The sequence below is a fragment of the Pantoea sp. X-Soil-YNGN-785 genome, from assembly GCF_059730585.1.
In genome coordinates this window covers 276,949-301,302 of the sequence record NZ_AP035943.1, presented here as the reverse complement: position 1 = coordinate 301,302, position 24,354 = coordinate 276,949, and the positions used below count along the sequence as shown (strand labels likewise).

Annotated in this window: 19 protein-coding genes and 1 pseudogene; 15 read left to right on the top strand and 5 right to left on the bottom strand. The window is 56.3% G+C overall.

Annotated features, from left to right (window positions below; all coding sequences use genetic code 11):
- Positions 1 to 8 precede the first annotated feature (8 nt).
- From AC6I8E_RS20075 to AC6I8E_RS20060, 4 genes are all read right to left on the bottom strand, one after another.
- A complete protein-coding gene (locus AC6I8E_RS20075; RefSeq protein ID WP_013196302.1) occupies positions 9 to 1,322 on the bottom strand; it encodes an LLM class flavin-dependent oxidoreductase in 1,314 nt (437 codons plus the stop codon).
- Positions 1,323 to 1,402: 80 nt separating this feature from the next.
- Positions 1,403 to 2,554 (bottom strand): amidohydrolase, encoded by a 1,152-nt coding sequence (locus AC6I8E_RS20070; RefSeq protein WP_497824899.1) that lies wholly within the window; start codon positions 2,552 to 2,554, stop codon positions 1,403 to 1,405.
- Positions 2,555 to 2,573: 19 nt separating this feature from the next.
- The gene (locus AC6I8E_RS20065; protein WP_497824898.1) at positions 2,574 to 3,572 is read right to left on the bottom strand and encodes an MsnO8 family LLM class oxidoreductase; all 999 of its coding nucleotides are present in this window, start codon (positions 3,570 to 3,572) and stop codon (positions 2,574 to 2,576) included.
- Positions 3,573 to 4,028: 456 nt separating this feature from the next.
- A complete protein-coding gene (locus tag AC6I8E_RS20060; protein WP_013196305.1) occupies positions 4,029 to 4,763 on the bottom strand; it encodes a GntR family transcriptional regulator in 735 nt (244 codons plus the stop codon).
- Between the two features lie 433 nt (positions 4,764 to 5,196).
- Here AC6I8E_RS20060 and AC6I8E_RS20055 point away from each other — a divergent pair, with 433 nt between their 5' ends.
- From AC6I8E_RS20055 to AC6I8E_RS19985, 15 genes and pseudogenes are all read left to right on the top strand, one after another.
- Positions 5,197 to 5,646 carry a PTS sugar transporter subunit IIA gene (locus tag AC6I8E_RS20055; protein ID WP_033785124.1) on the top strand — a complete coding sequence of 150 codons (450 nt, stop codon included), beginning with the start codon at positions 5,197 to 5,199 and terminating at the stop codon, positions 5,644 to 5,646.
- A gap of 47 nt (positions 5,647 to 5,693) precedes the next feature.
- On the top strand, positions 5,694 to 5,966 hold the full coding sequence (locus AC6I8E_RS20050) for a PTS sugar transporter subunit IIB (RefSeq protein WP_003855084.1): 273 nt from the start codon (positions 5,694 to 5,696) through the stop codon (positions 5,964 to 5,966).
- A 38-nt stretch (positions 5,967 to 6,004) separates the two neighbouring features.
- Entirely contained in the window at positions 6,005 to 7,378 is a 1,374-nt protein-coding gene (gene ulaA / locus AC6I8E_RS20045) for a PTS ascorbate transporter subunit IIC (protein WP_147788842.1), read from the top strand.
- 549 nt (positions 7,379 to 7,927) lie between these two features.
- Complete coding sequence (locus AC6I8E_RS20040; protein WP_147788841.1) at positions 7,928 to 9,490, top strand: pyridoxal phosphate-dependent decarboxylase family protein; 1,563 nt, start codon at positions 7,928 to 7,930, stop codon at positions 9,488 to 9,490.
- Position 9,491: 1 nt separating this feature from the next.
- Complete coding sequence (locus AC6I8E_RS20035; protein WP_095707818.1) at positions 9,492 to 10,784, top strand: lysine N(6)-hydroxylase/L-ornithine N(5)-oxygenase family protein; 1,293 nt, start codon at positions 9,492 to 9,494, stop codon at positions 10,782 to 10,784.
- 1 nt (position 10,785) lies between these two features.
- The gene (locus AC6I8E_RS20030; protein ID WP_497824897.1) at positions 10,786 to 13,140 is read left to right on the top strand and encodes a GNAT family N-acetyltransferase; all 2,355 of its coding nucleotides are present in this window, start codon (positions 10,786 to 10,788) and stop codon (positions 13,138 to 13,140) included.
- 77 nt (positions 13,141 to 13,217) lie between these two features.
- A complete protein-coding gene (locus tag AC6I8E_RS20025) occupies positions 13,218 to 14,447 on the top strand; it encodes an MFS transporter (RefSeq protein WP_201251341.1) in 1,230 nt (409 codons plus the stop codon).
- A gap of 213 nt (positions 14,448 to 14,660) precedes the next feature.
- Positions 14,661 to 16,295, top strand: coding sequence for a TIGR04028 family ABC transporter substrate-binding protein (locus tag AC6I8E_RS20020; RefSeq protein WP_201251342.1), 1,635 nt, complete (start codon positions 14,661 to 14,663; stop codon positions 16,293 to 16,295).
- A gap of 12 nt (positions 16,296 to 16,307) precedes the next feature.
- Positions 16,308 to 17,249 carry an ABC transporter permease gene (locus AC6I8E_RS20015; RefSeq protein ID WP_201251510.1) on the top strand — a complete coding sequence of 314 codons (942 nt, stop codon included), beginning with the start codon at positions 16,308 to 16,310 and terminating at the stop codon, positions 17,247 to 17,249.
- Complete coding sequence (locus AC6I8E_RS20010; protein ID WP_201251343.1) at positions 17,246 to 18,091, top strand: ABC transporter permease; 846 nt, start codon at positions 17,246 to 17,248, stop codon at positions 18,089 to 18,091. The genes AC6I8E_RS20015 and AC6I8E_RS20010 overlap by 4 nt, the downstream gene beginning before the upstream one ends.
- Positions 18,088 to 19,707 carry a dipeptide ABC transporter ATP-binding protein gene (locus AC6I8E_RS20005; RefSeq protein WP_497824896.1) on the top strand — a complete coding sequence of 540 codons (1,620 nt, stop codon included), beginning with the start codon at positions 18,088 to 18,090 and terminating at the stop codon, positions 19,705 to 19,707. The genes AC6I8E_RS20010 and AC6I8E_RS20005 overlap by 4 nt, the downstream gene beginning before the upstream one ends.
- Positions 19,704 to 20,722, top strand: a pseudogene (locus AC6I8E_RS20000) (putative FMN-dependent luciferase-like monooxygenase). The gene AC6I8E_RS20005 and the pseudogene AC6I8E_RS20000 overlap by 4 nt, the downstream one beginning before the upstream one ends.
- Positions 20,719 to 21,810: an alkylhydroperoxidase domain protein gene (locus tag AC6I8E_RS19995; RefSeq protein WP_497824895.1), complete on the top strand. Its 1,092-nt coding sequence runs from the start codon at positions 20,719 to 20,721 to the stop codon at positions 21,808 to 21,810. The pseudogene AC6I8E_RS20000 and the gene AC6I8E_RS19995 overlap by 4 nt, the downstream one beginning before the upstream one ends.
- A gap of 11 nt (positions 21,811 to 21,821) precedes the next feature.
- A complete protein-coding gene (locus AC6I8E_RS19990) occupies positions 21,822 to 22,961 on the top strand; it encodes an amidohydrolase (protein WP_201251347.1) in 1,140 nt (379 codons plus the stop codon).
- A gap of 20 nt (positions 22,962 to 22,981) precedes the next feature.
- A complete protein-coding gene (locus AC6I8E_RS19985) occupies positions 22,982 to 23,827 on the top strand; it encodes a VOC family protein (RefSeq protein WP_315312737.1) in 846 nt (281 codons plus the stop codon).
- Between the two features lie 114 nt (positions 23,828 to 23,941).
- Here AC6I8E_RS19985 and AC6I8E_RS19980 read toward each other — a convergent pair whose 3' ends face one another.
- Complete coding sequence (locus AC6I8E_RS19980; RefSeq protein ID WP_095707827.1) at positions 23,942 to 24,352, bottom strand: helix-turn-helix domain-containing protein; 411 nt, start codon at positions 24,350 to 24,352, stop codon at positions 23,942 to 23,944.
- Positions 24,353 to 24,354 lie beyond the last annotated feature (2 nt).

The following is a 24,354-nucleotide window of genomic DNA, read 5'->3' as shown; positions in this document are numbered from 1 at the left end:
GTAGGCTCTTATTTTGAGGTGAACTGATTAACGGGTTGTTTCAGGGCGAAGCTGTCGCGCAGGGTGCTGCCAGGGTAGTCGCGGCGCGTCAGGCCGCGAGCCTGCAGAATCGGCACCACGCGGTCGACAAAACGCTCAAAGGTATCGGGTGTGCCGCCATTAATGATGAAGCCGTCTGTGGCGTGGGTCTCAAACCAGAGCTGCAGGCCATCCGCGACCTCTTCCGGCGTGCCATGAAACAGCGGACGAGGTGTTGCCGCTTCAAGTGCCGCCTGGCGCAGTGTATGGCCATGCTGCTGTGCTTTGCGTTTGATCTCATCGGTGGTGCTGCGGAAGCTGTTCTGCCCGATGTCGCCGATGTCCGGGAACGGCTGATCCAGCGGATATTGTGAAAAGTCATGGTGGTCGAAGAAACGACCGAGGTAGTTAAGTGCATCGGTAATCGACACCAGCGCCGCCGTGGTCTGATACTGGCGTTCTACGTCTTCCGCATCATCGCCCACGATCACGCTGACACCCTGGAAGATGTGCAGATCCTCTGGCTGACGACCGTTCGCTACCAGCTGCTGTTTCACATCCTGATAAAACGCCTGGGCTTCTTCACGGGTTGGCTGATGGGTAAAGATGGCGTCAGCATGGCGCGCCGCCAGCTTTTTACCGTCATCGGACGCACCTGCCTGGAAGATAATCGGACGGCCCTGCGGCGTACGGGCGATGTTGAGCGGTCCATGCACCTGGAAGAAATCGCCGTGATGATCAAGCGTATGTAGCTTCGCGGGGTCAAAGAACTGGCCGCTTTCCTTGTCCCGTACAAAGGCATCCTGCTCCCACGAATCCCATAAGCCTTTCACTACCTGCAGATACTCGTCGGCAATGCGGTAACGCAACGCGTGTTCCGGGTGTTTCTCGCGGGAAAAGTTTTTGGCGGAACCCTCCAGCGGCGAAGTGACAACGTTCCAGCCCGCACGCCCGCCGCTGAGGTGATCGAGGCTGGCAAACTGACGCGCTACAGTGAACGGCTCGCTGTAAGAGGTGGAAACGGTACCGACCAGCCCCAGATGTTCCGTGACGCCCGCCAGTGCCGAGAGCAGCGTCAGCGGTTCAAAACGATTAAGAAAGTGCGGGATCGATTTCTCATTAATAAACAACCCGTCGGCGACAAACAGAAAATCGAGCTTGCCCTGCTCCGCCTTGCGGGCGATTTTTTTGGCGTACTCCAGATTAATACTGGCATCGGCCTGCGCCGCAGGATGGCGCCAGGCAGACATGTTTCCCGACGCGCCATGCAGAATAGTGCCCAGCCGAAGTTGTCTTGTGGTCATGATGCTCTCTCTTTTTTAGTCGTAGCGATGCCCGACGAGGGTTGTCAGAACCCCCGTGTTTTTACGGACTGCAAATGAATTCAGTTCAGAATGGCTTCCCGACATCGCGCATTGAGGTGTTGCAGCGCCTGGCGGGCCAGTCGGGCGAAGTAGTCGGCGGCGGGGGCAATCAGTGCCTCATCCGGGGTAAAGCTGGCATGGTGCAGACCGAAATCACTGGCGCTGCCGATGCTGACAAACGCACCCGGCACCTGTTGCAGATAGAACGCAAAATCCTCACCCAGCAGATGCAGTTCGGCGGATTGCACCCGATAACCAGCCTGCTGCGCGACGTCACTGCTGAAGGTTGCCCAGTGCGCATCGTTGATTAGCACCGGCGGACCGGGATGCCAGCTCAGGGTCGCCTGCGCGCCATTGGCTTCAGCAAAGTGCTCAACCAGCGTGCGCACCCGATGTTCAAGTTCGGCACGCAGTTGCAAATCGTGAGTGCGGGCCGTGCCGCCAAACTCTACGCCACCCGGCAATACGTTCCAGCTTTTGCCGCCGTCGATACGGGTAATGCTCAGCACCAGACTGTCCAGCGCACTGAAGCTGCGGCTGGTGAGTCCCTGTAAGGCCTGGATAATCTGACTGGCGGTGACAATACTGTCGACGCCCTGCTCCGGGTAGGCGGCATGTGCACCTTTGCCGGTAACGCGAATAATAAATTTGTCTGTATTGGCATAGAACGCGCCACTGCGGGTGGCAAAGGTGCCGACAGGCAGTGAAGGCTCGTTGTGCATGCCGAAAATAGCCTGCACATCATCCAGCACGCCCGCATCAATAAACTGGCGTGCTCCGCGCGCTATCTCCTCAGCGGGCTGAAACAGGATGCGCACCCGACCAGGCAACTGATCGGCCCCGGCGTTAAGCTGTAACGCCGCGCCCAGCATCACCGCGCTATGGAGGTCGTGACCGCAGGCGTGCATCACGCCGGGATGACGGGAGTGAAAACGCACGCCGCTCGCCTCATGGATCGGCAACGCATCGATGTCGGCGCGTAGCGCGATGACGGTCTCCCCGCTGCCAATTTCCGCCACAAGACCCGTTTTAAGGGGATAGTCGAGCAGCCGGATGCCCGCCGCCTGCAACCAGCCCCGCAGCCGGGCGGTGGTGGCGAACTCCTGACCCGACAGCTCCGGCCAGGTATGCAGTTCACGCCGCCATTCAATCAGTTGTGATGCATTGCTCATGATGACTCTCCAATCAGACTCAGGCTGCAACCAGATGATGCGTAGCCAGCAACTCCAGTGACTGCAGGCGGGCAACCGGCTCGGTAATCGGCGTGTCGATAACGAATTCATCAATGTCGAAATTATGGTGCAGCGCATCCAGCTGGGCATGAACCTGTGCTGCGGTGCCTTTCAGCAGTGACGGCGTGCGCGGCTCAATCTGATAATCGCGATATCCACCCTGACGCACATAGCGCTCAGCCTGTTCAAGACTGCCAACGTTGACGCCAGGCCCGTCTTTCACCGACACATGATAATGACGCAGCGTGGAAACCAGCAGGTCAGCCTCGGCGGGCGAGTCGGCCACCACGACCTGAACAGCCACCAGTGCGCGCTGGCCGTTACTGAGGCGAGAGAAGGTAATCAGTGCATGCTCCAGCAACTGGCGGTCGCCATTGATATGAGCTGCAAAGACGAACTGCCAGCCCAGACTGGCCGCCAGCCGTGCGCTCTCTTCACTGGCACCCAGCAGAAAACGGTTAGCAGGACGTGATGGCAGCGGCGTCGCGGCTAAACTTTCGTCATCAGGCTGTACCTGTGTAGGTTTAAGCCAGCTATCCAGCAGCTGAAGCTGTTCGGCAAAGCTGCCTTTTTTAGCCGCATCGACACCCTGTTGCAGTGCATGGGTAGAAAGTGGCAGTCCGCCCGGCGCTTTGCCCACACCAAGATCGATGCGGCCCGGTGCCAGTGAGGCGAGCAGGTTAAAGTTTTCCGCCACTTTATACGGGCTGTAATGCTGCAACATCACCCCGCCCGAGCCGACACGAATATGGCGGGTCTGGGCAATGATCCAGGCAATCAACACTTCCGGTGAAGGACTGGCGAGCTGTGCAGTATTGTGATGTTCCGCCAGCCAGAAGCGGTGATACCCCCACTCCTCAGCTAACTGCGCCAGCTGCAGCGTGCGCTGCAGTGCTCCTGCAGGCGACTCGCCCTGCAGTACAGGCGCTTTGTCTAACAGACTTAATCGATATGCCATTCACCTGGTCCTTGTTCATTCTGGTTGCGGACCAGTGTGCTGCGCAGTCGATTATTGGTAAAACATCATATTGTTTTATGCTTTATTGAATTCGTCATAATGGGGAGAAGTGAGCAGTGGCAGAGAAATAAATGACGCTGAAACAGGATGTCAGCCCGCCAGACAACGTTAAACGCTGTTCACCGCCTGATTTTAATATGATTTAAACCGACTAAATGGCAAAGGTTTGCAGAAAATCGTCTTATGTATGGAGAGGTGAAAAGTGTCTTTGTTGGGGTTAGCGAAACATCCGGCTGCAAAGATTCTGTACCCGAATTTTTCAGCATAAGGTAGAAGATTATAAACGGCATCAGGACCAGAGAGTGTAATAAGATTGAGATAGTCCTTAGAAATAGTCAAAAGAAGCTTCTATAAATAGTCTTTCTCTCTGGGTAGATTAACCGTAAATAATAGTTACTAAGGCCGCTGTGAATTTTGCTTCAACGGGAAATATCGGGTGTTAATAATCGCCACATTCACCTCGCAGGGAACACCATCATCAAGGAAAACCGTCTCATTGAGCTGAATGACCGCATCCCCTGCCGCTAAGTTAAGCAGAGTCAGAGTCTGTGAATCCGTGAGGTTCACGGCCGTCAGATGCTGATCCCTGAGCTGCACTTTCTTACCGGTAACCTCTTCAATATAGGCATATTTTGAGACTTCCAGCTTGCTGAATTCCAGGCTATTAAACATATTCACCGGCAGATGAATATGTTCGAGAGCCACAGGGATATCATCGAAACACATCAGGCGTAAAATTTTATAAATCTGATCGCTGTTTTTAATACGGAGCGCCTGCGCCATATCGGCTGACGGGACCTTAATTATGCTGACCGAAATGATTTTCCTGACGCCTTTATGACCTTTTCGTTGTGCCTGAAAATCAAACGGTGAAAGCACATGGTATCGGTGCGCCTGGCTGCTTATTTCAGTAGAACCTACAAAGATACCTGAACCTTTAACGCGGTAAATTCTCTGCTGCTCAACCAGAATACGTGTCGCTTCACGAACCGTGGCACGGGTAATACCGATACTTTTTGCGATGGATATTTCTGTATCCAGCTTTTCTCCGGGGCGAAGGCCATCATCCTTAATTTTATTGAGGATGTAATCTACAACCTCTTTTTGCTTTTCTGTGATGCCATCAACCATCGAATCTCTTCCTGTATGCGTGAAGGTGAAACGCCATCAATCCGTGTCAGTACAGTTCTGCCTGACATTGCCGGACAAGTACTACTTCGGCTACCTGAATATGTGACCAACTTATCAAATTGGCACTGATGTTAAGGCTGTTCAGCGATATTTTAACTTTACAGGTTGTGTCCGTACACGTCGAAGGACATCATCAGGATGACTAGACATCTTCAACATGTACAGATGTGATGACGAAGATGAAATATAACCTTAAGCCCGTAGTCAGCAACTAAGTTTTTCGTAACGCTATGAATAGTGGCTCTTTTAATAATCATATGGCCTTCATTATCCTGAGCTTCTATGGTCTGAAGGCTCAGTTGAAAAGTGGCGGAGGGAGCGTTTAAAAAAAACTGACTGTACATACTCAGGCATTCTGAGGAGGAGCAAAACGATGTCACACCTGGCGAAGTGGTTAAACAATGAGAAAGTCCAGTACGTTGAACGCGTTGCGAACTGGCAGGAAGCGATAGCGATAGCCGGGCGGCCTCTGCTCACTGAAGGCGCAATATCGCAGGATTATATTGATGCCATTATTCGACAGAAAGAGGAGATTGGTCCCTTTTTTGTTATCGCGCCGCAGATTGCCATGCCTCACGCGCGCCCTGAGGAAGGCGCACACAAGCTGGGCTTGTCGATTGTGCTGCTGGGCACAGCAGTGAATTTTGACTCTGAAGAGAACGATCCGGTAAAGGCGATTTTTATGTTTGCGGCACCGGACAGTAACAGCCATATCGAAATGATTTCCCAGCTGGCGGACGTTCTGTCCGATGAAAACATCATGGCACGGCTCTTTAATGCAAGCAGCCAGGACGCACTTATGACGATTTTATCAGGCGTCTGACCGCCCGTTAAAACGCGACTTTTAATCAACAGTGAATGAGGTTTGATATGAAGATTATGGCAGTGTGTGGTTCAGGTCTGGGCAGCAGCTTTATGATGGAAATGAACATCAAGAAAGTGCTTAAAACAATCGGCGTTGAAGCGGAAGTTGAACATTCGGATCTTGGTTCTGTTACTCCTGACGTGGCGGATGTGTTTGTGATGGCAAAAGATATTGCCTACAGCGCAAACCTGCCAGAACAGAAGGTCATCATCATTAACAATATTATCGACCTGAAAGAAGTGGAGCAGAAAATACGCGAGTATTTTGAGAAAAACTGACGCTAATAATCAGATAAACGCCTTACCTCGAGGTTAATATGTTTACTCAAAATCTTTTGCAGTTCGTCGTCGATGTACTGAAAGTGCCCTCAATCCTGGTCGGGCTGGTGGCATTTTTCGGACTGATTGCGCAGAAGAAGCCGTTTCCTGATGTGATTAAGGGCACGGTAAAAACTATTCTGGGCTTTCTGGTGCTGGCAGGTGGCGCGACCGTTCTGGTCGGTTCTCTGACGCCACTGGGCGACATTTTCAAGCATGCGTTTGATGTTCAGGGCATCATTCCAAATAACGAAGCGATGGTCTCTATCGCGCTGGCTAAATATGGGGCGCCAACCACCATGATCATGGCCTTCGGCATGGTTGCCAACATCGTGGTCGCCCGATTTACCCGACTCAAATATATCTATCTGTCAGGACATGTGACGTTTTATATGGCCTGTATGATCGCGATTATTTTATCGGTCGCTGGTTTCGAAGGTCTTCAGCTTATTTACACCGGATCATTGCTGTTGGGTATTCTGATGGCTACCTTCCCGGCTATCGCCCAGCCCTATATGCGTAAGATCATCGGAGGCGACCATGTCGCGCTGGCGCATACCGGGACCATTGGTTATGTCTTATCGGGCTGGATCGGTTCTGTGGTGGGTAAGGGATCGAAATCCACCGAAGAGATGAACATGCCAAAAAACCTGAGTTTTTTGCGCGACAGTACCATCTCTATCTCGCTGACGATGATGATTATCTATTTAATCCTGTCGGTCTCCGCCGGTAAAGCGTATGTAGAGGCTAATTTCAGCAATGGTCAGAACTACCTGGTGTACTCCTTTATTCAGGCCATTACCTTTGCCGCTGGCGTCTTTATCATTCTGCAGGGCGTGCGTTTAATTCTGGCTGAAATTGTCCCAGCCTTTACCGGCTTTTCAGAAAAACTGGTGCCGGAAGCCAGACCCGCGCTCGATTGCCCGATTGTCTTCCCCTATGCGCCGAATGCGGTGCTGGTTGGCTTTATCTCCAGCTTTGTCGGTGGCCTGGTCGGACTGTTTCTCCTGGGTCAGCTGCATTGGGTATTGATTCTGCCCGGTGTGGTTCCTCACTTCTTCTGTGGTGCGACAGCCGGTGTGTTTGGTAATGCGACCGGTGGTAAACGCGGAGCAATCTGCGGCGCCTTTGCGCATGGCCTGTTGATCACCTTCCTGCCTGTCGCCCTGCTGCCGGTACTCGGTCAGATTGGACTGACCAACACCACTTTCTCGGATACAGATTTTGGCGTCACAGGCATCCTGCTCGGTAATATGGCGCACTTTATGGATAAGGGAACCATTACCCTGATTATCACCGGCATTTTTGGCCTGCTTGTGGTTTATAACTTTATGGCTAAAAAGAAGGTTCCTGCTGAAACAAATGAAGTGTAATCAGGCGCTGTAATGCTAACCGGAAAAGGCTCTCTGCCTTTTCCGTTCTTCATATCCGACCGATTCGCCCGAACCACCGCTATTACCACGGTGACTGACCGCAGCACGCCCATCCTGATATCGATTTCTGTCAGTTTTCGCATCTTTGTTTTGCCCGCACGCTAACGCACCACGCTACTGCACCCCTCATTTCTGATTCAACCCGGTCCTGGTTTCCCTAAAAAAAGGACTATTCCGAACGCAAAAAGTGATCTGAATCACACTTTCAACATTAGACATACTAATAAATAAAATTTAACAACAAAACAATTGAATGATAATGATTAACATTTACACTCTCATCCGCATATAACAAAGCGTTAAACGCTGCCAAATCCACAAATAATATGCGGTATTTTCTCTTTTTAAGGTGAAAACACTAATCCACGTAATGGTCAGGGTTTTTATCTGGTTAGTTAGTTTTATGTTTACTGGAGTTGTTGAGCGGATTTCTAACGCTGCTGACGTTGTGTCGGCAGGGTCACTGGTATTCACGCACAGGAACTGAAAATGCTTTTACGCTCATCCACTCAGACGGCACTGGACCTCGCGCCAGCCTCCAATGCCAGCGGAGCCGAAACGGCTATTTTTAACGATCAGCAACTGGCGGCCTGGTCGCAGCAGACTCAGGAGGTGCTGGCGCTGATGACGCGCACCGTGACTGGCGTAGAGAAGCCTTTCAGCGGGATTCTGCCCCACGAACTGGCGGCGGAGTTCAGCGATGTCGATCTCGATCGTCCGCTGGGCAATAACGATGACGCGCTGGCAGAGTTGAGTCAGCTCTATCTGCGTGACGCCGTCTGGTTCCACCATCCTAAATACCTTGCGCACCTGAACTGCCCGGTCGTGCTGCCCTCTCTGATGGCCGAACAGATTATGGCGGCGGTAAACAGCTCGGTTGATACCTGGGATCAGAGTGCCGGCGGCACGCTGATTGAGCAGAAGGTGATCGACTGGACGCTGGGCCGTATTGGTCTGCCTGCCGGATCGGATGGGATCTTTACCAGCGGCGGCACTCAATCCAACCTGATGGCAATGCTGCTGGCGCGTGACAGCTGGTGCGCGGAACATCATCCGGGGCATCTGATTAAGCATCGCGGCCTGCCGGAGACGGCGTCGAAGTGGCGGGTGTTTACCTCGAAACTCAGCCACTTCAGTATTCAGAAGTCGATGGCGATTCTGGGTCTGGGCTATGACGCGGTTATCGCCGTTGATCACGATGACCACTACCGCATGGATGCAAAATGCCTGGAAGAGGAGATCGTACGCTGCCGCAGTGAAGGGCTGATCCCGATTGCTGTGGTCGCCACCAGCGGCACCACCGACTTTGGCAGCATCGATCCGCTGCCCGACATCGCCCGTCTCTGTGAAGATTATGGTCTCTGGATGCACGTTGATGCCGCTTACGGCTGCGGTCTGCTGGTTTCTGAGAATCATCGCGCACGGCTGAACGGCATTGAGCGTGCTGACTCCGTCACTGTCGATTATCACAAATCGTTCTTCCAGACCGTTAGCTGCGGCGCCTTCTTTGTGCGCGACAGCCATGACCTGAAGCATGTCACGCACCATGCAGATTACCTGAATCCACTCAGCGCGCAGCAGGAAGGCACGCCCAATCTGGTTAACAAAAGTATTCAGACCACACGCCGTTTTGACGCCCTGAAAATGTGGCTGACACTGCGCGTGATGGGCCCGGCGGCGCTGGGTGACGCCTTCGATACGCTGATAGATCTGACCCAGGCCGCGCACCAGCTGTTAACTGCGCATCCTGCCATTGAAGTGCTGCATGCGCCTGAGCTGACGACCCAGATTTTCCGTTACGTTCCCGGCAAACATGCCAGCGACGCGCAGATCGACGAGATCAACGCTGCCATCCGTAAAGCGCTGTTCCGTTCCGGTAATGCGGTGATTGCGGGCACCAAAGTCGACGGTCGTCAGTACCTGAAATTTACCCTGTTAAATCCCACCACGACCACGGCCGACATTGAAGATGTACTGAGCCTGATTGCGCACTATGGCCGCGAACAGGTGCGTGCCTCTGCGCTGAGTGCGGCGAATCATGGAGAGATCTGAAATGAATAATCCCGTTTATGACTTTATTGGTATCGGCATCGGCCCGTTCAACCTTAGCCTGGCCTGTCTGAGCGAGCCGGTTGAGGGGCTGAATGGTCTGTTCCTGGATGAGAATCCGGGCTTTGACTGGCACACCGGCATGATGCTGGAAAATGCGCATCTGCAGACGCCGTTTATGGCCGACCTGGTGACGCTTGCCGATCCCACCAGCCCGTACAGTCTGCTCAACTACATGAAGGAAAAGGGAAAGTTATACTCTTTTTATATCCGTGAAGACTTCTTTCTGATGCGCAAAGAGTATAACCAGTACTGCCAGTGGGCCAGCTCAAAACTCTCTAATCTGCGCTGGAACAGCCATGTCGAGTATGTCAGCTATGATGAGGCCGCCGGGATCTATCACCTTCAGGTGACCGACACCCGAAGTGGTGAAAAACAGCGCTATCAGGCGCGTCATCTGGTCCTCGGCACCGGGCCAAAAGCCTGGATGCCAGCGTGCAGCCAGCCGCATCGTCAGCGCCTGACGCACTCCAGCCACTATCTGGCTAACAAAGCAGAACTGCAGCAGAAACGTTCGATTACCGTACTCGGCAGCGGCCAGAGCGCCGCGGAAATCTACTACGACCTGCTGACCGATATTGACCGCTTTGGTTATCAGCTCAACTGGATCACTCGCGCGCCGCGTTTCTATCCGCTGGAGTACACCAAGCTCACGCTGGAGATGACCTCACCAGAGTGGGTCGACTATTTCCATGCCCTGCCCGCCACCACCCGTGACGAGCTGAATGCGCGCCATAAGAATCTCTATAAAGGCATCAACAGCAGCTTAATCAATGACATTTATGACCTGATGTATGTGAAACAGCTCGACGGTGATCTCAACGTCAACCTCTTCACCCACTCGGCGCTGACCGCGATGCGCTGGCTGCCGCAGGGCGAATTCGAGCTGACGCTGCATCAGGAGGAGCAGGATTGCACCTTCACCCGTCGCACCGAAGGACTGGTGATGGCGACCGGCTATCACTATCAGCCGCCGATGTTTTTAGAAGGCATCACCGCACGCCTGCGCTGGGATGACAAAGGCCGCTACGACGTGCAGCGCAACTACAGCATCGACCATCATAATCAGATCTTCGTACAGAACGCCGAGCTGCATACCCACGGCTTTGTCACGCCGGATCTCGGCATGGCCTGCTACCGCAACTCTGTGCTGCTGCGTGAACTGACCGGACGCGAGGTCTACCCGATTGAGCGCCAGATCGCCTTCCAGACCTTCCCGGCTAAATCGGAGCACTGAGATGAAATCACTACCACTGTTCAGTGCCGATCGCCCCGCAGGCACGTTCACCCTGAGACCCATGCTGGAGAGCGATGCCCCCCTAATCCACAGCTGGGTCACCCGTGATTACGCCCGCTTCTGGGGCATGCAGCAGCAGAGCCTGGAGCAGGTCGCGGCGTTCTACCAGACGCTGACGGCAACGGATCCGCATGCAGCGCTGATTGGCTGCTGCAACGATCAGCCCGTCTGCCTGATTGAGTGCTATCGCGCCGGCGACGATGAGGTCGGTAAATTTTATCCGGCCGCGCCTGATGATTACGGCATGCACATTCTGATTGCCCCGGCCAGCAAGCCGATTAAGGCCTTCAGCTGGCAGGTCTTCACGCTGGTGATGGACTACATGTTCAGCCGCCCCGAGGTGCGTCGCGTGGTGGTCGAACCGGACGTGCGCAATGAAAAAATTCACGTGCTGAATAAGCGCGCCGGGTTCCACTACCAGCACACCATCGACATGGGCCATAAAACTGCCTGGCTGGCCTTCTGCCAGCGGGAAGATTATCAACACGCTTTACAGCAGGAGTCGCAGACCATGAACATCCTCCCATCACTGACAGACGGCACGCATCTGACGGGCGACCACTGGGCGCAGGCAAACCGCATGCTGATCCGCAAAGCAGTTGCTGAGTTTGCGCATGAAAAAATCATTGCGCCGCAGGAAACGGACGATGGAAGTTATCAGCTGGCGGTGCCGGGCGGTGAAGCAACTTACCATTTCCGGGCGTCGCGGCTGGCGCTGGATCACTGGGAGATCGACGCAGATTCCCTGCGCAAGCAGGAGAACGGTCACGCGCTGCCGCTGGATGCGCTGAAATTTATCGTTGAGTTTAACGGTGAGATCGGGATTCCGCAGGCGCTGCTGGCAACTTACATGGAAGAGATCAGCAGCACGCTGTGCAGCAGTGTCTATAAGCTGCAGAAGAATAACCCCGACAGCCAGGCGCTGGTTGCAGCCGATTTCCAGACGGTAGAAGCGGCGATGACCGAAGGCCATCCCTGCTTTGTTGCCAACAACGGACGTATTGGCTTCGATGCACAGGACTATCTGGCCTATGCGCCGGAAGCGGCCGCGCCCGTACATCTTATCTGGGTCGCGGTCCACCGCCGCAACGCCCATTTCTCCAGCCTCAGCGAGCTGAGCTATGAGCAGCTGATGCGTGATGAGCTGGGCGACACTACCGTGGAACAGTTCAATGCGCAGCTGATAAAGAAAGGGCTGGCGACAGAGGACTATATCCTGATGCCGGTACATCCATGGCAGTGGCAGAACAAACTGCTGACCGTGTTTGCAGCGGACATCGCTAATCACGATATTGTTTATCTCGGCACCGGCGATGACGCATACCAGGCGCAACAGTCCATCCGTACCTTCTTTAACCGCAGCCAGCCTGAAAAGCGTTACGTGAAAACCGCGCTGTCAGTACTTAACATGGGCTTTATGCGCGGTCTGTCACCCTACTACATGGCGACAACACCTGCGATAAACGGCTGGCTGGAAAAGCTGGTGGCGGGCGATGACTGGCTGAAACGCTGTGATTTCCGCATCCTGCGTGAAGTTGCGTCGGTTGGCTATCACAACCGCTACTACGAGCAGGCGATCAAAGGCGACTCCGCCTATAAAAAGATGTTTGCTGCGCTGTGGCGCGATAATCCAGCCGCCAGCCTGCAACCGGGCCAGCGTCTGATGACGATGGCCTCTTTCCTGCACGTCGATCACCACCAGCAGCCACTGCTGCCCGCGCTGATCGCGGACTCCGGTTTACCTGCTAAGCAGTGGATTGAACGCTATCTGACCTGCTATCTCAGCCCACTGCTGCACTGCTTCTATCAGCACGATCTGGTGTTTATGCCGCACGGTGAAAACCTGATCATGCTGCTGGAGAACAACGTTCCGGTCAGCGCCTATATGAAGGATATCGGCGAAGAGATCGCCGTGATGAACCCGGACGCGGTGCTGCCGGAAGGCGTGCAGCGTCTGGCCGTCGAAGTGCCGGAGGAGCTTAAGTTGCTCTCCATCTTCACTGATGTGTTTGACTGCATCTTCCGCTTTATCAGCGCGATTCTCGATCAGTCAGAGACGCTGCCGGAAGACGATTTCTGGCAGGCAGTGGCGCAGTGCGTGAAGGATTACCAGCAGGCGCATCCGGAGCATGCGACTAAATTCGCGCGTTATGACATGTTCGCGCCCGAGTTTACCCGCTCCTGCCTGAACCGCCTGCAGCTGGCGAATAACCAGCAGATGATCAACCTGTCCGATCCCGCCGAGAACCTTAAGTTCGCCGGTACGCTGGTCAACCCGATTGCCCGTTGGCGCTAAGCGTTACACTGTCACTAAGTAATTATGCGGTCACCCTGGTGGCCGCTTTTTTAATGGTTTTATTGCAGGAATCTTCAATGGCTTCTTTTCAACCGCTGGCAAAGCTGACCCGGCGACATCTGATCTTTCCGCTTTCTCTGGTGCTGTTCGAGTTCGCTACCTATATCGCCCATGACATGATCCAGCCCGGCATGCTGCTGGTGACCCAGGAATTTAAAGTCGGGCCAGAGTGGGTCTCCACCTCGCTCACTGCCTATCTGTTCGGTGGCATACTGCTGCAGTGGCTGCTGGGTCCGCTCTCGGATCGTATCGGGCGACGTCCGGTGCTGCTCAGCGGCGTGGCCTTTTTTATGCTCTCCTGCATCGCGACCCACTGGGTGCAAAGCATTGAGCAGTTTGTCCTGCTGCGGTTTCTGCAGGGGATCAGCCTCTGCTTTATCGGTGCGGTGGGTTACGCAGCGGTGCAGGAGGCGTTCACGGAGTCGCTGAGCATCAAAATGATGGCGCTGATGGCCAACGTTGCCTTGCTCGCCCCGCTGGCCGGGCCGCTGGCTGGCGCGGCTTTTCTGACCGTGGGAGAATGGCGCACCCTGTTCTGGCTGATTGGTGCGGTTGCGGCGCTGGCGCTGGCCGGGCTGTGGTATGCCATGCCTGAAACAGCAGGCGATCGTCAGAAACCGCTGTCGCTGCGATCGATTATCAGTGGTTACGCGGCGTTGCTGAAGGATCGTCAGGTGATGCGTGGTTCACTGGCTATCGGACTGGTCACCGTACCCTGCATCGCCTGGGTGGCGCTATCACCCGTGATTTTGATCCACGGCGCGCAACTCAGCCGCATCGACTATGCCCTGCTTCAGCTGCCGGTCTTTGCCGCGATGATTGCGGGCAACCTGACGCTGGGCCGCTTATCCAGCCGTCTGCCGATTGAACAGCCGATACGGCTTGGTGCCTGGCCAGTAGTCTGCGGACTGGCTATTGCGGCGGTCGCTACCCTGCTGGATCCGCAAAGTTATCTGTGGCTCACCGCCGGAATGAGTCTTTACGGCTTCGGCACCGGGCTGATTAACGCCGGACTGTATCGCATGACACTCTATTCCAGCAATGCCGGAAAAGGCAGCGTGGCGGCAATGCTGGGCATGATAAGCATCCTGATTATTGCACTGGGCATTGAAGCCGCCAAAACCGCGTATTTCAGCTTTGGAACCGGGGGCTTCAGCCTGGTGAACCTGATCTGCGGGCTGCTGTGGCTGGGTCTGGTGAGTGCGTTCCTGCGTGCAGGCCAGCGGAAATTATGTGCCGAATTGTAATAACACCCCTGCTGGTCGTTAAGAAAATATAAACCCGCGGAATGGCAGATTTTTATTTGCCATTCCGTATATTCAAACCATTCATAAATTCCCACTCACTCCCGCATTTATTATTTTCAGATAAGCTTTGACCAAATCGTTACTTTATCTGTGTGATGCGTCATTCGATGATGATTCCGCCTGCTGAGGCAATTGATAACAAAGGAATTCACCATGACGACGTTATTTCCCCTTAAACCACGCGCACAGACGCTGGTTTTTACATTACTTGCCGGGACTCTCACTTTTAATGCAGTGGCCGCGCCGGTCAAAGGCGGCACGCTGATTTATCTTGAACAGCAGGCACATACCAACCTCTATCCGCCCGCCGGTGGCTTTTACCCGAATGGCGGCATTCTCAATCAGATTACCGATAAATTAACCTGGCAGAATCCTGAAACATTACAGGTGGAACCCTGGATTGCGGAAAGCTGGACCACCAATGCCGATAAAACCGAATACACGTTTAAGTTACGTCCTGGCGTGACTTTTTCCGACGGCACGCCATTAGATGCTAACGCGGTGGCGAAAAACTTTGATACTTACGGGCTGGGAAATAAAGCGCTGCGCCTGCCGGTTTCGGAAGTGATTAATAACTACGACCACAGTGAAGTGATTGACCCGCTGACGGTGAAGTTTTATTTCAAAAAACCCTCGCCCGGATTTTTGCAGGGCACCGCCACGATTGGCTCCGGCCTGGTGTCGCTGAGTACCCTGGCACGCAGTTTCGATCAACTGGGTGATGCCCGGCATATCATCGGTTCCGGGCCATTTGTGGTCAGTGATGAGAAGCTCGGTCGTGAAGTGGATCTGGTGGCGCGCAAAGAGTACCAGTGGGGCCCGAAAAACATCAGGCAGCAGGGGCCGGCTAACCTCGACGGAATTAAAGTGATTGTGACGCCGGAAGACAGCGTGCGCATCGGTGCGCTGCTGGCGGGCCAGGCGGAACTGATTCGTCAGGTGCAGGCTTATGATGAGAAGCAGGCGAAAGATCAGAACTTCCCGGTTTATGCCGCGCCGACCCGGGGCGTCAACGACAGCCTGAGCTTCCGCCCCGATAACCCGCTGGTGAGTGATATCCGGGTGCGTCAGGCGTTGCTGCACGCCACTAATGCGAAGCAGGTGGTTGAAACGCTCTTCTCTCCCAACTATCCGCAGGCAACCTCGGTCGTCGCGACCACCGCTGCGGGCTACGTCAATCTGGCGGACAAACTGACGTTTGATCTGGCGAAAGCGAAGACATTGCTCGACCAGGCGGGCTGGAAACCGGGCGCAGATGGCATCCGGGAGAAAGCGGGCCAGCGACTGGCTCTGACCGTCTATGAATCCCTGCCACAGCCGCAGAACAAAGAGGTGCTGCAACTGGTCGCGCAGCAGTGGCGACAGGCGGGGGTTGCCCTCACCGTCAAAGCCGGTGATGCGGGCAGCAAAACGCTGGATAACCTCGATCCCCTGAAGACGCCGCTTAACGTTACCGAAGTTGGCCGCGCCGATCCCGACGTGATCAAAAGCAGCTTCTACCCGGCTAACCGCGACAACCTGCTGCAGAAAGGTGGCTCCAGCGACAAAGTAAAAAACTTCCGTGATGACAAACTTAATCAGCTGCTGGTGGACGTCTCCTCCGAAGTTGATCCGGCAAAACGCCTGCAGCTGACCGGTGATGTTCAGCGCTATCTCCTGGACCAGGCCTATGTGATTCCGATTTTTGAAGAGCCGCAGGTTTATGCAGGCGCGCCCTGGCTGAAAGGGGTCAGTTTTGAAGCGGTAGGCCGTCCGGCGCTGTATGGTGCCTGGCTGGAAAAACAGTAACCGGAGGTGATGATGCGCCACTATCTGCTGCAACGCGCCGGTCTGGGACTGCTGGTACTGTGGGCTGCGTTTACCCTGTCATTCGTGCTGTTGCAGGTGCTGCCGGGTGATGCGGTGCTGATCAAGTTTCAGAATCCGGATCTCGGCCTGAGTCCCCAGCAGATTGCTGAGATGCGCCAGGCCTATGGCGCAGACAGCCCGCTGTGGCAACAATATCTGCATACGCTGGCGGCGATGCTGCATGGCGAGTTCGGCTATTCGGTGCAGGCGGGCGTGCCGGTCAGTGAACTGCTGACCAGCAACCTGCCGGGCACGCTGCGACTGGCGCTGTGCGGATTCCTGCTGGCAACGCTGCTGGCTTTCGTGCTGGCGACCCTCTCAAGGCTGCCCGCCCTGCGCTTCCTGCGTAATCTGCTGCAATCCCTGCCCGCGCTGTTTATCTCCGTGCCGACCTTCTGGCTCGGCATCGCCCTGATTCAGCTCTTCTCATTCCAGCTGCGCTGGATCCCGGTCATCAATCCCTCGCCCTGGCAGGGACTGATTCTGCCGATTATCACCGTCGCGGTTCCAATCTCAGCGCCGCTGGCACAGATTCTGCTGCGCAGCATTGATGAGGTTTCCACCCGGCCATTCGTGGCGGTGGCGCGGGCCAAAGGCGCCAGCGAGCACTATGTCCTGTGGCGGCACATCCTGCGTAACGCCATGCTGCCGGTGCTTACCGTGGCGGGTCTGCTGCTCGGCGAACTGATTGCCGGCGCGCTGATTACCGAAACGGTGTTTGGGCTGGGGGGGCTGGGTCAGCTGACGCAGCAGGCGGTGAACAATCAGGATGTCGCAGTTTTACAGGCGGTGGTGATGATCTCCGCGCTGGGTTTTGTAGTGATTAATCTGCTGGTGGATCTGCTGATGCCGCTGTTTGATCCGCGCTTACAGCTCTTAAGAGGTGCAACATGAGTCTGGTTGATTACGCGGCCGCCCGACAATCCGTCCCGTCCAGGCGTTACCGCTTCGCACCGGGCCTGTGGCTGGCCGTATTCGTGATGCTGCTGGCCGTGCTGGCGGCCCTTTTCCCGGCCCTTTTTACCCAGGCCAACCCGCTGGAAGGCATCGCGGGCGCACAGCGGCTGGCACCGCAGACCGGACACTGGCTCGGCACCGACCAGCTTGGCCGCGATCTCTTTGCCCGCATCGTTTACGGCGCGTCACATTCGCTTTCCGCTGCGGTCATGGCGGTAGCGATCGGACTGCTGGCCGGAACCGCGCTGGGCGTCCTGGCGGGCGCCACGGGCGGCAAAACTGAATCGATCGTGATGCGCGCCGTGGATGTGCTGCTGGCGATCCCGCCGCTGCTGCTCTCACTGAGCGTGCTGATACTACTCGGCTTCGGCACCCTGAACGCCGCGCTCGCAGTGGGCATCGCCTCCATTGCCAGCTTCGCCCGGCTGGCGCGGGCCGAAGTGGTGCGCATTCGCCACAGTGAATATATCGAGGCGGCATATGGCAGCGGCGGCCGCTTTTTTAGCGTGCTGTGGCGTCACATTCTGCCCAATGCGCTGACGCCGGTGATTGCCTATGCCGCCCTGCAGTTTGGTCAGGCGATTCTGGCGCTGTCGACCCTGAGCTTTCTCGGCTACGGCACGCCGCCGCCGGTGCCGGAATGGGGTCTGCTAATCGCTGAAGGGCGTAATTATCTGGCTACCGCCTGGTGGCTGACCACGTTTCCTGGTGTGGTGGTGGTGGCTGTCGTGCTCGCCGCGAACCGCATCAGTCAGCAACTTTCAGGAGGACGCCGATGAGCGCTCAGCCGTTACTCGCAGTCAACAACCTGACCCTAAGCTATCGCCGTGGCAACCAGTGGCTGCCGGTGGTGCATAATGTCAGCTTCGAACTGCACGCAGGTGAGATGGTGGCACTGGTCGGGGAATCCGGTTCCGGTAAAACCACCACGGCACAGGCCATTATGGGCCTGATGGCGGAAAACGGCCGCCGCGAAGCGGGTGAAATCCGGCTCAACGGCGTCGATATCAGCCAGTGGTCACAGAAGCGTTTCGACTCGCTGCGCGGTGCGCGCATCAGCCTGGTGCCGCAGGATCCTGGCAACTCCCTGAATCCGGTGAAAACCGTCGGCGAACAGGTGGAGGAGATCCTGCGCCTGCATCTGCGATTACCGGGAGCACAGCGCAAGCAGCGGGTGATCGATCTGCTGACCCGCGTCGGTCTCAGCCACCCGGAACAGCGGGTTACGCAGTTTCCGCATCAGCTGTCAGGCGGCATGAAGCAGCGTGTTTTGATCGCTATCGCCCTCGCCCTGCAGCCGGAGATCATTATTGCGGATGAGCCGACCAGCGCGCTGGATGTCACGGTGCAGAAGCGCATTCTCGATCTGCTGGATGACCTGCGGCAGGAATCCAGTACCGCCGTGCTGTTCGTTACCCACGACCTGGCGCTGGCGGCGCAGCGTGCAGACCGCATCATTGTTTTTCGCCACGGTGAGATTCAGGAATCGGGACGCACCCCCCAGGTCATCAGCGCGCCATCACATCCCTACACCCGCCAGTTACTGAACGATGCTGCGCCGGATCGACCCGCCCGCGTTAAACCTGCGGCCGCCCGATTTTCTGCCCCGGCAATCCGGGCAACCGGCGTGATGAAAAGCTTTTCGCTGGGTAAACAGCAGCGATTACAGGCACTGAACAACGTCAGTTTTCAGGTGGCACGCGGCACCACGCATGCGCTGGTCGGCGAATCCGGATCCGGCAAAACGACACTGGCACGCATCGTTCTGGGCTTTGAAACCATCGATAGTGGCGCAGTGACGCTGGACGGCATTGTGGTCAATGGATTGCGCGGCGAGGCATTGCGTCAGCTGCGCCGTAAGATCCAGTTTGTTTATCAGAACCCCTTTGCCTCGCTCGATCCCCGCCAGACGCTCTATTCAATTATCGAAGAACCTCTGCGTAACTTTGACAAGCTGAACCGCAGCCAGCGCCGCGAACGGGTGGAAGCGATCACCTCGCGGGTGGCACTGCCACTCTCCCTGTTATCACGTCAGCCGCATGAACTTTCAGGCGGCCAGCGGCAGCGTGTAGCCCTGGCGCGGGCGCTAATCTGCGAGCCTGAAATCCTGGTGCTGGACGAGGCGACTTCGGCGCTGGATGTCACGGTGCAGGCACAAATCCTCGACCTCTTGCAGCAGCTTCAGGCCGAGCTGGGGCTGACCTATCTGTTCATTACGCACGATCTGGCGACGGTGCGACAGATTGCCGACAGCGTCACCGTTTTAAAAGCGGGCGAAGCGGTGGAGCAAGGTGACGTTGTCACGATATTCAGCGCACCTCAGCATCCCTACACGCGTGAACTGATTGGTGCGATCCCTCCGCTCGTTCCGTTAACGCACAAGGAGTCAGCATGAGCCGACGTCTCGGATTTTTTACCCGACTGCTGGATAACGTCCCGGCTAAACAGCGCTATCAGCTGGCTACAGAACAGATTCAGCATGCCGAGCGCTGTGGCTTTGATACAGCATGGATTGCTCAGCATCACTTTCATGAGGATGAGGGCGGACTGCCTTCGCCGCTGGTTTTCCTGGCGCACGCCGCCGCCCATACCCGCATCATCCGGCTCGGCACTGCCATCATCACGCTGCCGATGGAAAATGCACTACGGGTCGCAGAAGATGCCGCAGTACTGGATTTGCTGTCGGACGGACGGCTGGAGATCGGGCTGGGATCGGGCTGGGATCGGGCGGCACGCCGGACTCGTTTTTACCCTTTGGCCTGACGTTTGCCGAACGCGGCGCGGCATTTGCAGACAATCTGCATACGCTGCTCAGTGCCTGGCGCGGTGATTCGCTGGGACATCCGGACAATCATCTCTGGCCCGCCGCGCCGCAGCTCGCCGGACGCGTGTGGATCGCCACCTTTTCAGTTGAGGGCGCAATCCGTGCCGGCCAGGGCGGACACGGTCTGATGCTGTCGCGCACCCAGCCACGGCCAGCAGGCCAGGCAGAACGTCCGCTCGATGCGCTGCAGAATCCGCTGATTGATGCCTATCTTGCGGCACTTCCGGTGGGAATTGAGCCGCGTATTCTTGCCTCCCGCACTGCCTTTGTCGCGGACTCAGACTACTACGCGCGTCAGATCGCTGAACCGGGCATTCGCAAGCAGGCTGCTCAGTACCGTGGCGAAATTCGCGGTGAAAGTTTTGATGACCTGCTGGCACAGTTTGATGCCCATGTTGGCGGCATCGATCAGGTCGCGCGCTCACTGGCGCAGGACAGCGTACTGCCTCGCGTCACCGATATCTCATTCCAGGTGCATTCAGCAGAGCCTTCGCATGCCGACACGCTGCGCTCGATTGAGCTGATTGCCGGACATATTGCGCCCGCACTTCGTGCTGCTGGCGAACCAGACAGGAGAATTTCATGAGTCAACCTGACGATTTGATTACCGCACTGGCGGATATCGATCCCGCTTCCGCACTGGCCCACGCGCGCCAGACACGTCATGCCGCGACGCGCCATGCCCAGGGCAGCTACAACGTGTTATTTGACCAGGGCGATGACGATTTTCCGTTAGCCGAGCGACGCCTTCTGTCCGCAAAAGTCGCAGGCTGGCATGACCGGTCGGAGCTGCAGACGCACTATCAGCCGCAGCAGCCCGTGCCCGACAGTGATCGGATTAGCGCCGCGCTGGATTTCGCGCATCGCCTCACCTTCGAGCCGGTTGCCGCTACACCTGCCCATCTGGAGACGCTGAAGCAGGCGGGCTGGAGTCCGCGTGGCATTGTCACGCTGGCGCAGCTGGTGGCGTTCGTCAGTTTTCAGAGCCGGTTAATCACAGGCCTGCGCAGCCTGCAGGGCCATGAAGCCGCGGCTGAAGCGGCACCGGTCGTCGCCGGTCACTGGCATGAGGCACTGAAGACCGCCAGCGGCAAAACGGCGCTGACCGCGTTTACGCAGCAGGAACTCGGCTGGGAGCCGTGGCTGCCCGCCAGACCGCTGGCTGAATTCAGTGAGGAGGAGCAGGCGATACTGGCAAAATTTGGTCACACCGATTCCGACTATTTCCGTCTGCTGGGGCGTAACCTGCCGCTGCTGGAGCAGCGTACCCTGACCGACAAAGGCATTTTCTACACCGCTGGCGGGCTGCCGCGCGCCGAACGTGAGCTGGCCGCCACCGTGGTCAGTAAGGTCAACGGCTGTATTTATTGCGCCTCGGTTCATGCGCGTAAAGCCAGCCAGCTTTCAAAGCAGGATGACGCAATACAGAAGCTGCTGAATGTCGCGCCCGGCGCAGTGTTATCCCACGGACACACTGCCCGCTGGCAGCCGATCATCGCCTTTTCGGCTGCGCTGTCACTAACCCCTGCGCAACCTACGCAGTCGCAGATTGCTGCACTGCGCGAGCAGGGTCTGGATACGCTCGACCTGCTCGACCTGATTCAGTCCACCGCCTTCTTTGCCTGGGCCAATCGCCTGATGCTGACGCTAGGCGAGCCTTTTCTGCCGGAATAACAGGGATAAACATGACATTGCCTTTAACTGAACAACTGGTGCAGTGGCGTCGCGAACTGCATCAGCATCCGGAACTTTCAAACCATGAATTTGCCACAACTGAGCGTATTGCCGGCTGGCTTGAACAGGCGGGTATCCGGCTGTTGCCGCTGGGGCTGAAAACTGGCGTGGTGGCAGAAATCGGTCACGGCGAATCACTGATTGCCCTGCGCGCGGATATTGATGCGTTGCCGATTGATGAAATCACCGATCGCCCGTGGCGATCGCAGGCGCCGGGCGTCATGCACGCCTGCGGTCACGACGTTCACAGCGCGGTAATGCTGGGCGTCGCCCTGCAGCTTAAACAGCAGGAAGCCACGCTGCCAGGCCGGGTGCGGATTCTGTTTCAGCCCGCTGAAGAGACGTTTAATGGCGCTCGTCAGCTGATTGATGCCGGTGCGCTGGAAGGCGTACAGGCGATATTCGGCCTGCACAATGCGCCCGACCTGCCGCTCGGTACGCTGCGTAGTCGGGCGGGCGCGTTTTATGCCAACGTCGATCGCTTTGTGATCCGCGTTGAAGGTAAAGGCGCGCATGCGGCACGACCGCAGGAGGGCATCGATTCGATCGTGATTGCCAGCCATATTGTGACCGCTTTACAGACGCTGCCAAGCCGGGTGTTCAGCTCGCTGGAGACGGTGGTGCTGAGCGTGACGCGCTTTACCGCCGGGAATACCTGGAACGTGTTGCCGCAAAGCGTTGAGCTGGAGGGCACCGTGCGCACCCACAATGGTGAGATCCGGACGCAGATCCCCCACCGCATCCGCTCGCTGATTCAGGGCATCGCCGCCGGATTTGGCGCGACCGCTGAACTGGAGTGGACCGAGGGGCCGCCTGCCCTGATTAACACGCCAGGCTGGGTGGATGTGGCACTGGACGTCGCCCAGCAGAGCGGTTATCTCGCGGAGTATGCTGAGTCGCCGCAGATGGGCGGAGAAGATTTTGCTTTCTATCTGCAACAGGTGCCCGGCGCGTTTGTCAGCATTGGCAGCGCCAGCGAATTTGGCCTCCATCACGCCGCCTTCGATCCGGATGAAGCACTGATCGGCCCGGCAGTAGAATACTTCACGCAGCTGGTCCCGCGCGCGTTGCAGATTGTGGCGGCGCAATGACCAAAAAAAGGAGTGCAGCGATGTCTGTTTCGGTTCCGCAACCGATTCTGGATCACGCAGTGATTAACGTGGCCGACCAGCTCGACAGCGCCAGCGCGCGCTTCCGGCGGCTTGGCTTTCAGCTCACAGAGCGCGGTCATCATTCGCTGGGTTCGAGTAATCATCTGGCCATCTTTGGCGAAAATTATCTTGAGTTGCTCGGTTATGAACCCGGCAAAGGTAGCCAGCGCGCCGATCTCTGGCAATCGCCGCTGGGATTGAGTGGCCTGGTGTGGAAAAGCAGTGACGCCGACAGTGAGTTTCAGCATCTGGAACGTCAGGATCTGGATGGCGATCCACCCGCCTCTTTTCATCGTCCGGTCGATCTGCCCGACGGTACGGTCACTGAAGCGCGCTTTCGTACCGTGCGGCTGCGCCCTTCGCTGATACCCAATGGCCGCAGCTTTTTTTGCCAGCACCTGACGCCTGAAGCGGTATGGCAGCCTGCATGGCAACGCCATCCCAATGGCGTGCGGAACATCAGTGAATTTGTCATTGTGGCGCAGGACCCGGCGCACTCGGCTCAGGTCTATAGTCGTCTCTTTGGTGCCGCAAAAGTGCTTGCCTGCCCTGAAGGCGCCTTTGTCCTGCGTGCCGGTGCCGCCACGGTTCGATTTGCGTCAGCAGAGTATGCGCAACGTCGTTTCGGTCCGCTGCCAGAAGACTATGATGGCAGCGCCCGGATGGTTGCGCTGGGTTTTGAGACCGGCGATCTCGCGCAGGTCAGAAACGCACTACAGGCAGGTGATATTGCGTATCAGGAGCAGACAGAGGCGATTGTCGTGGAGTCAGGTGAAGGGTTTAATCTGGCTTTGCGTTTTACGTGAAGTGCGGGCCTGCGTTGTGATGAAAAACGCCTCGGCTAAGGCGTTTTTTTATCCATCGGAGTGATAAAGCAAAATGACTTTTGGCGTTTGATCGGCCTTTAGAGTCGCCTTAAATCAAAAAAACGACGATGGTGACAGGCCAAACCGCGCACACAATGCTCGTATGTGTGACACGGTCAACTGACGTTCGCCGCTGAGGATTCGGCTGACCAGCGACTTTTTGCCAATTTCATTTTCAAAGTCACTCAGGCTGAGGTTGTGCTGCTCGATCAGTACCCTCAAAACGCCAGGCCCGGTGCTGATTTCACCCTGACGGCTATTAAAGTCGGCCATCGCAGGATCATTATCTTCATAATGAGCAATGCGGGCACAAAGCAAATCTACCAGCGGATTATCCGGCTCATGTTCAATAAGGTATTCAACTAGTTTCAGTGCTTCTTCATAATCATGTCGCTGGTTGCTGCCGGCCAGCAGTGGCACTGCTTCTGCCAGCTGATTTGACAGCCTGATAGCTTCAGTATTCATTC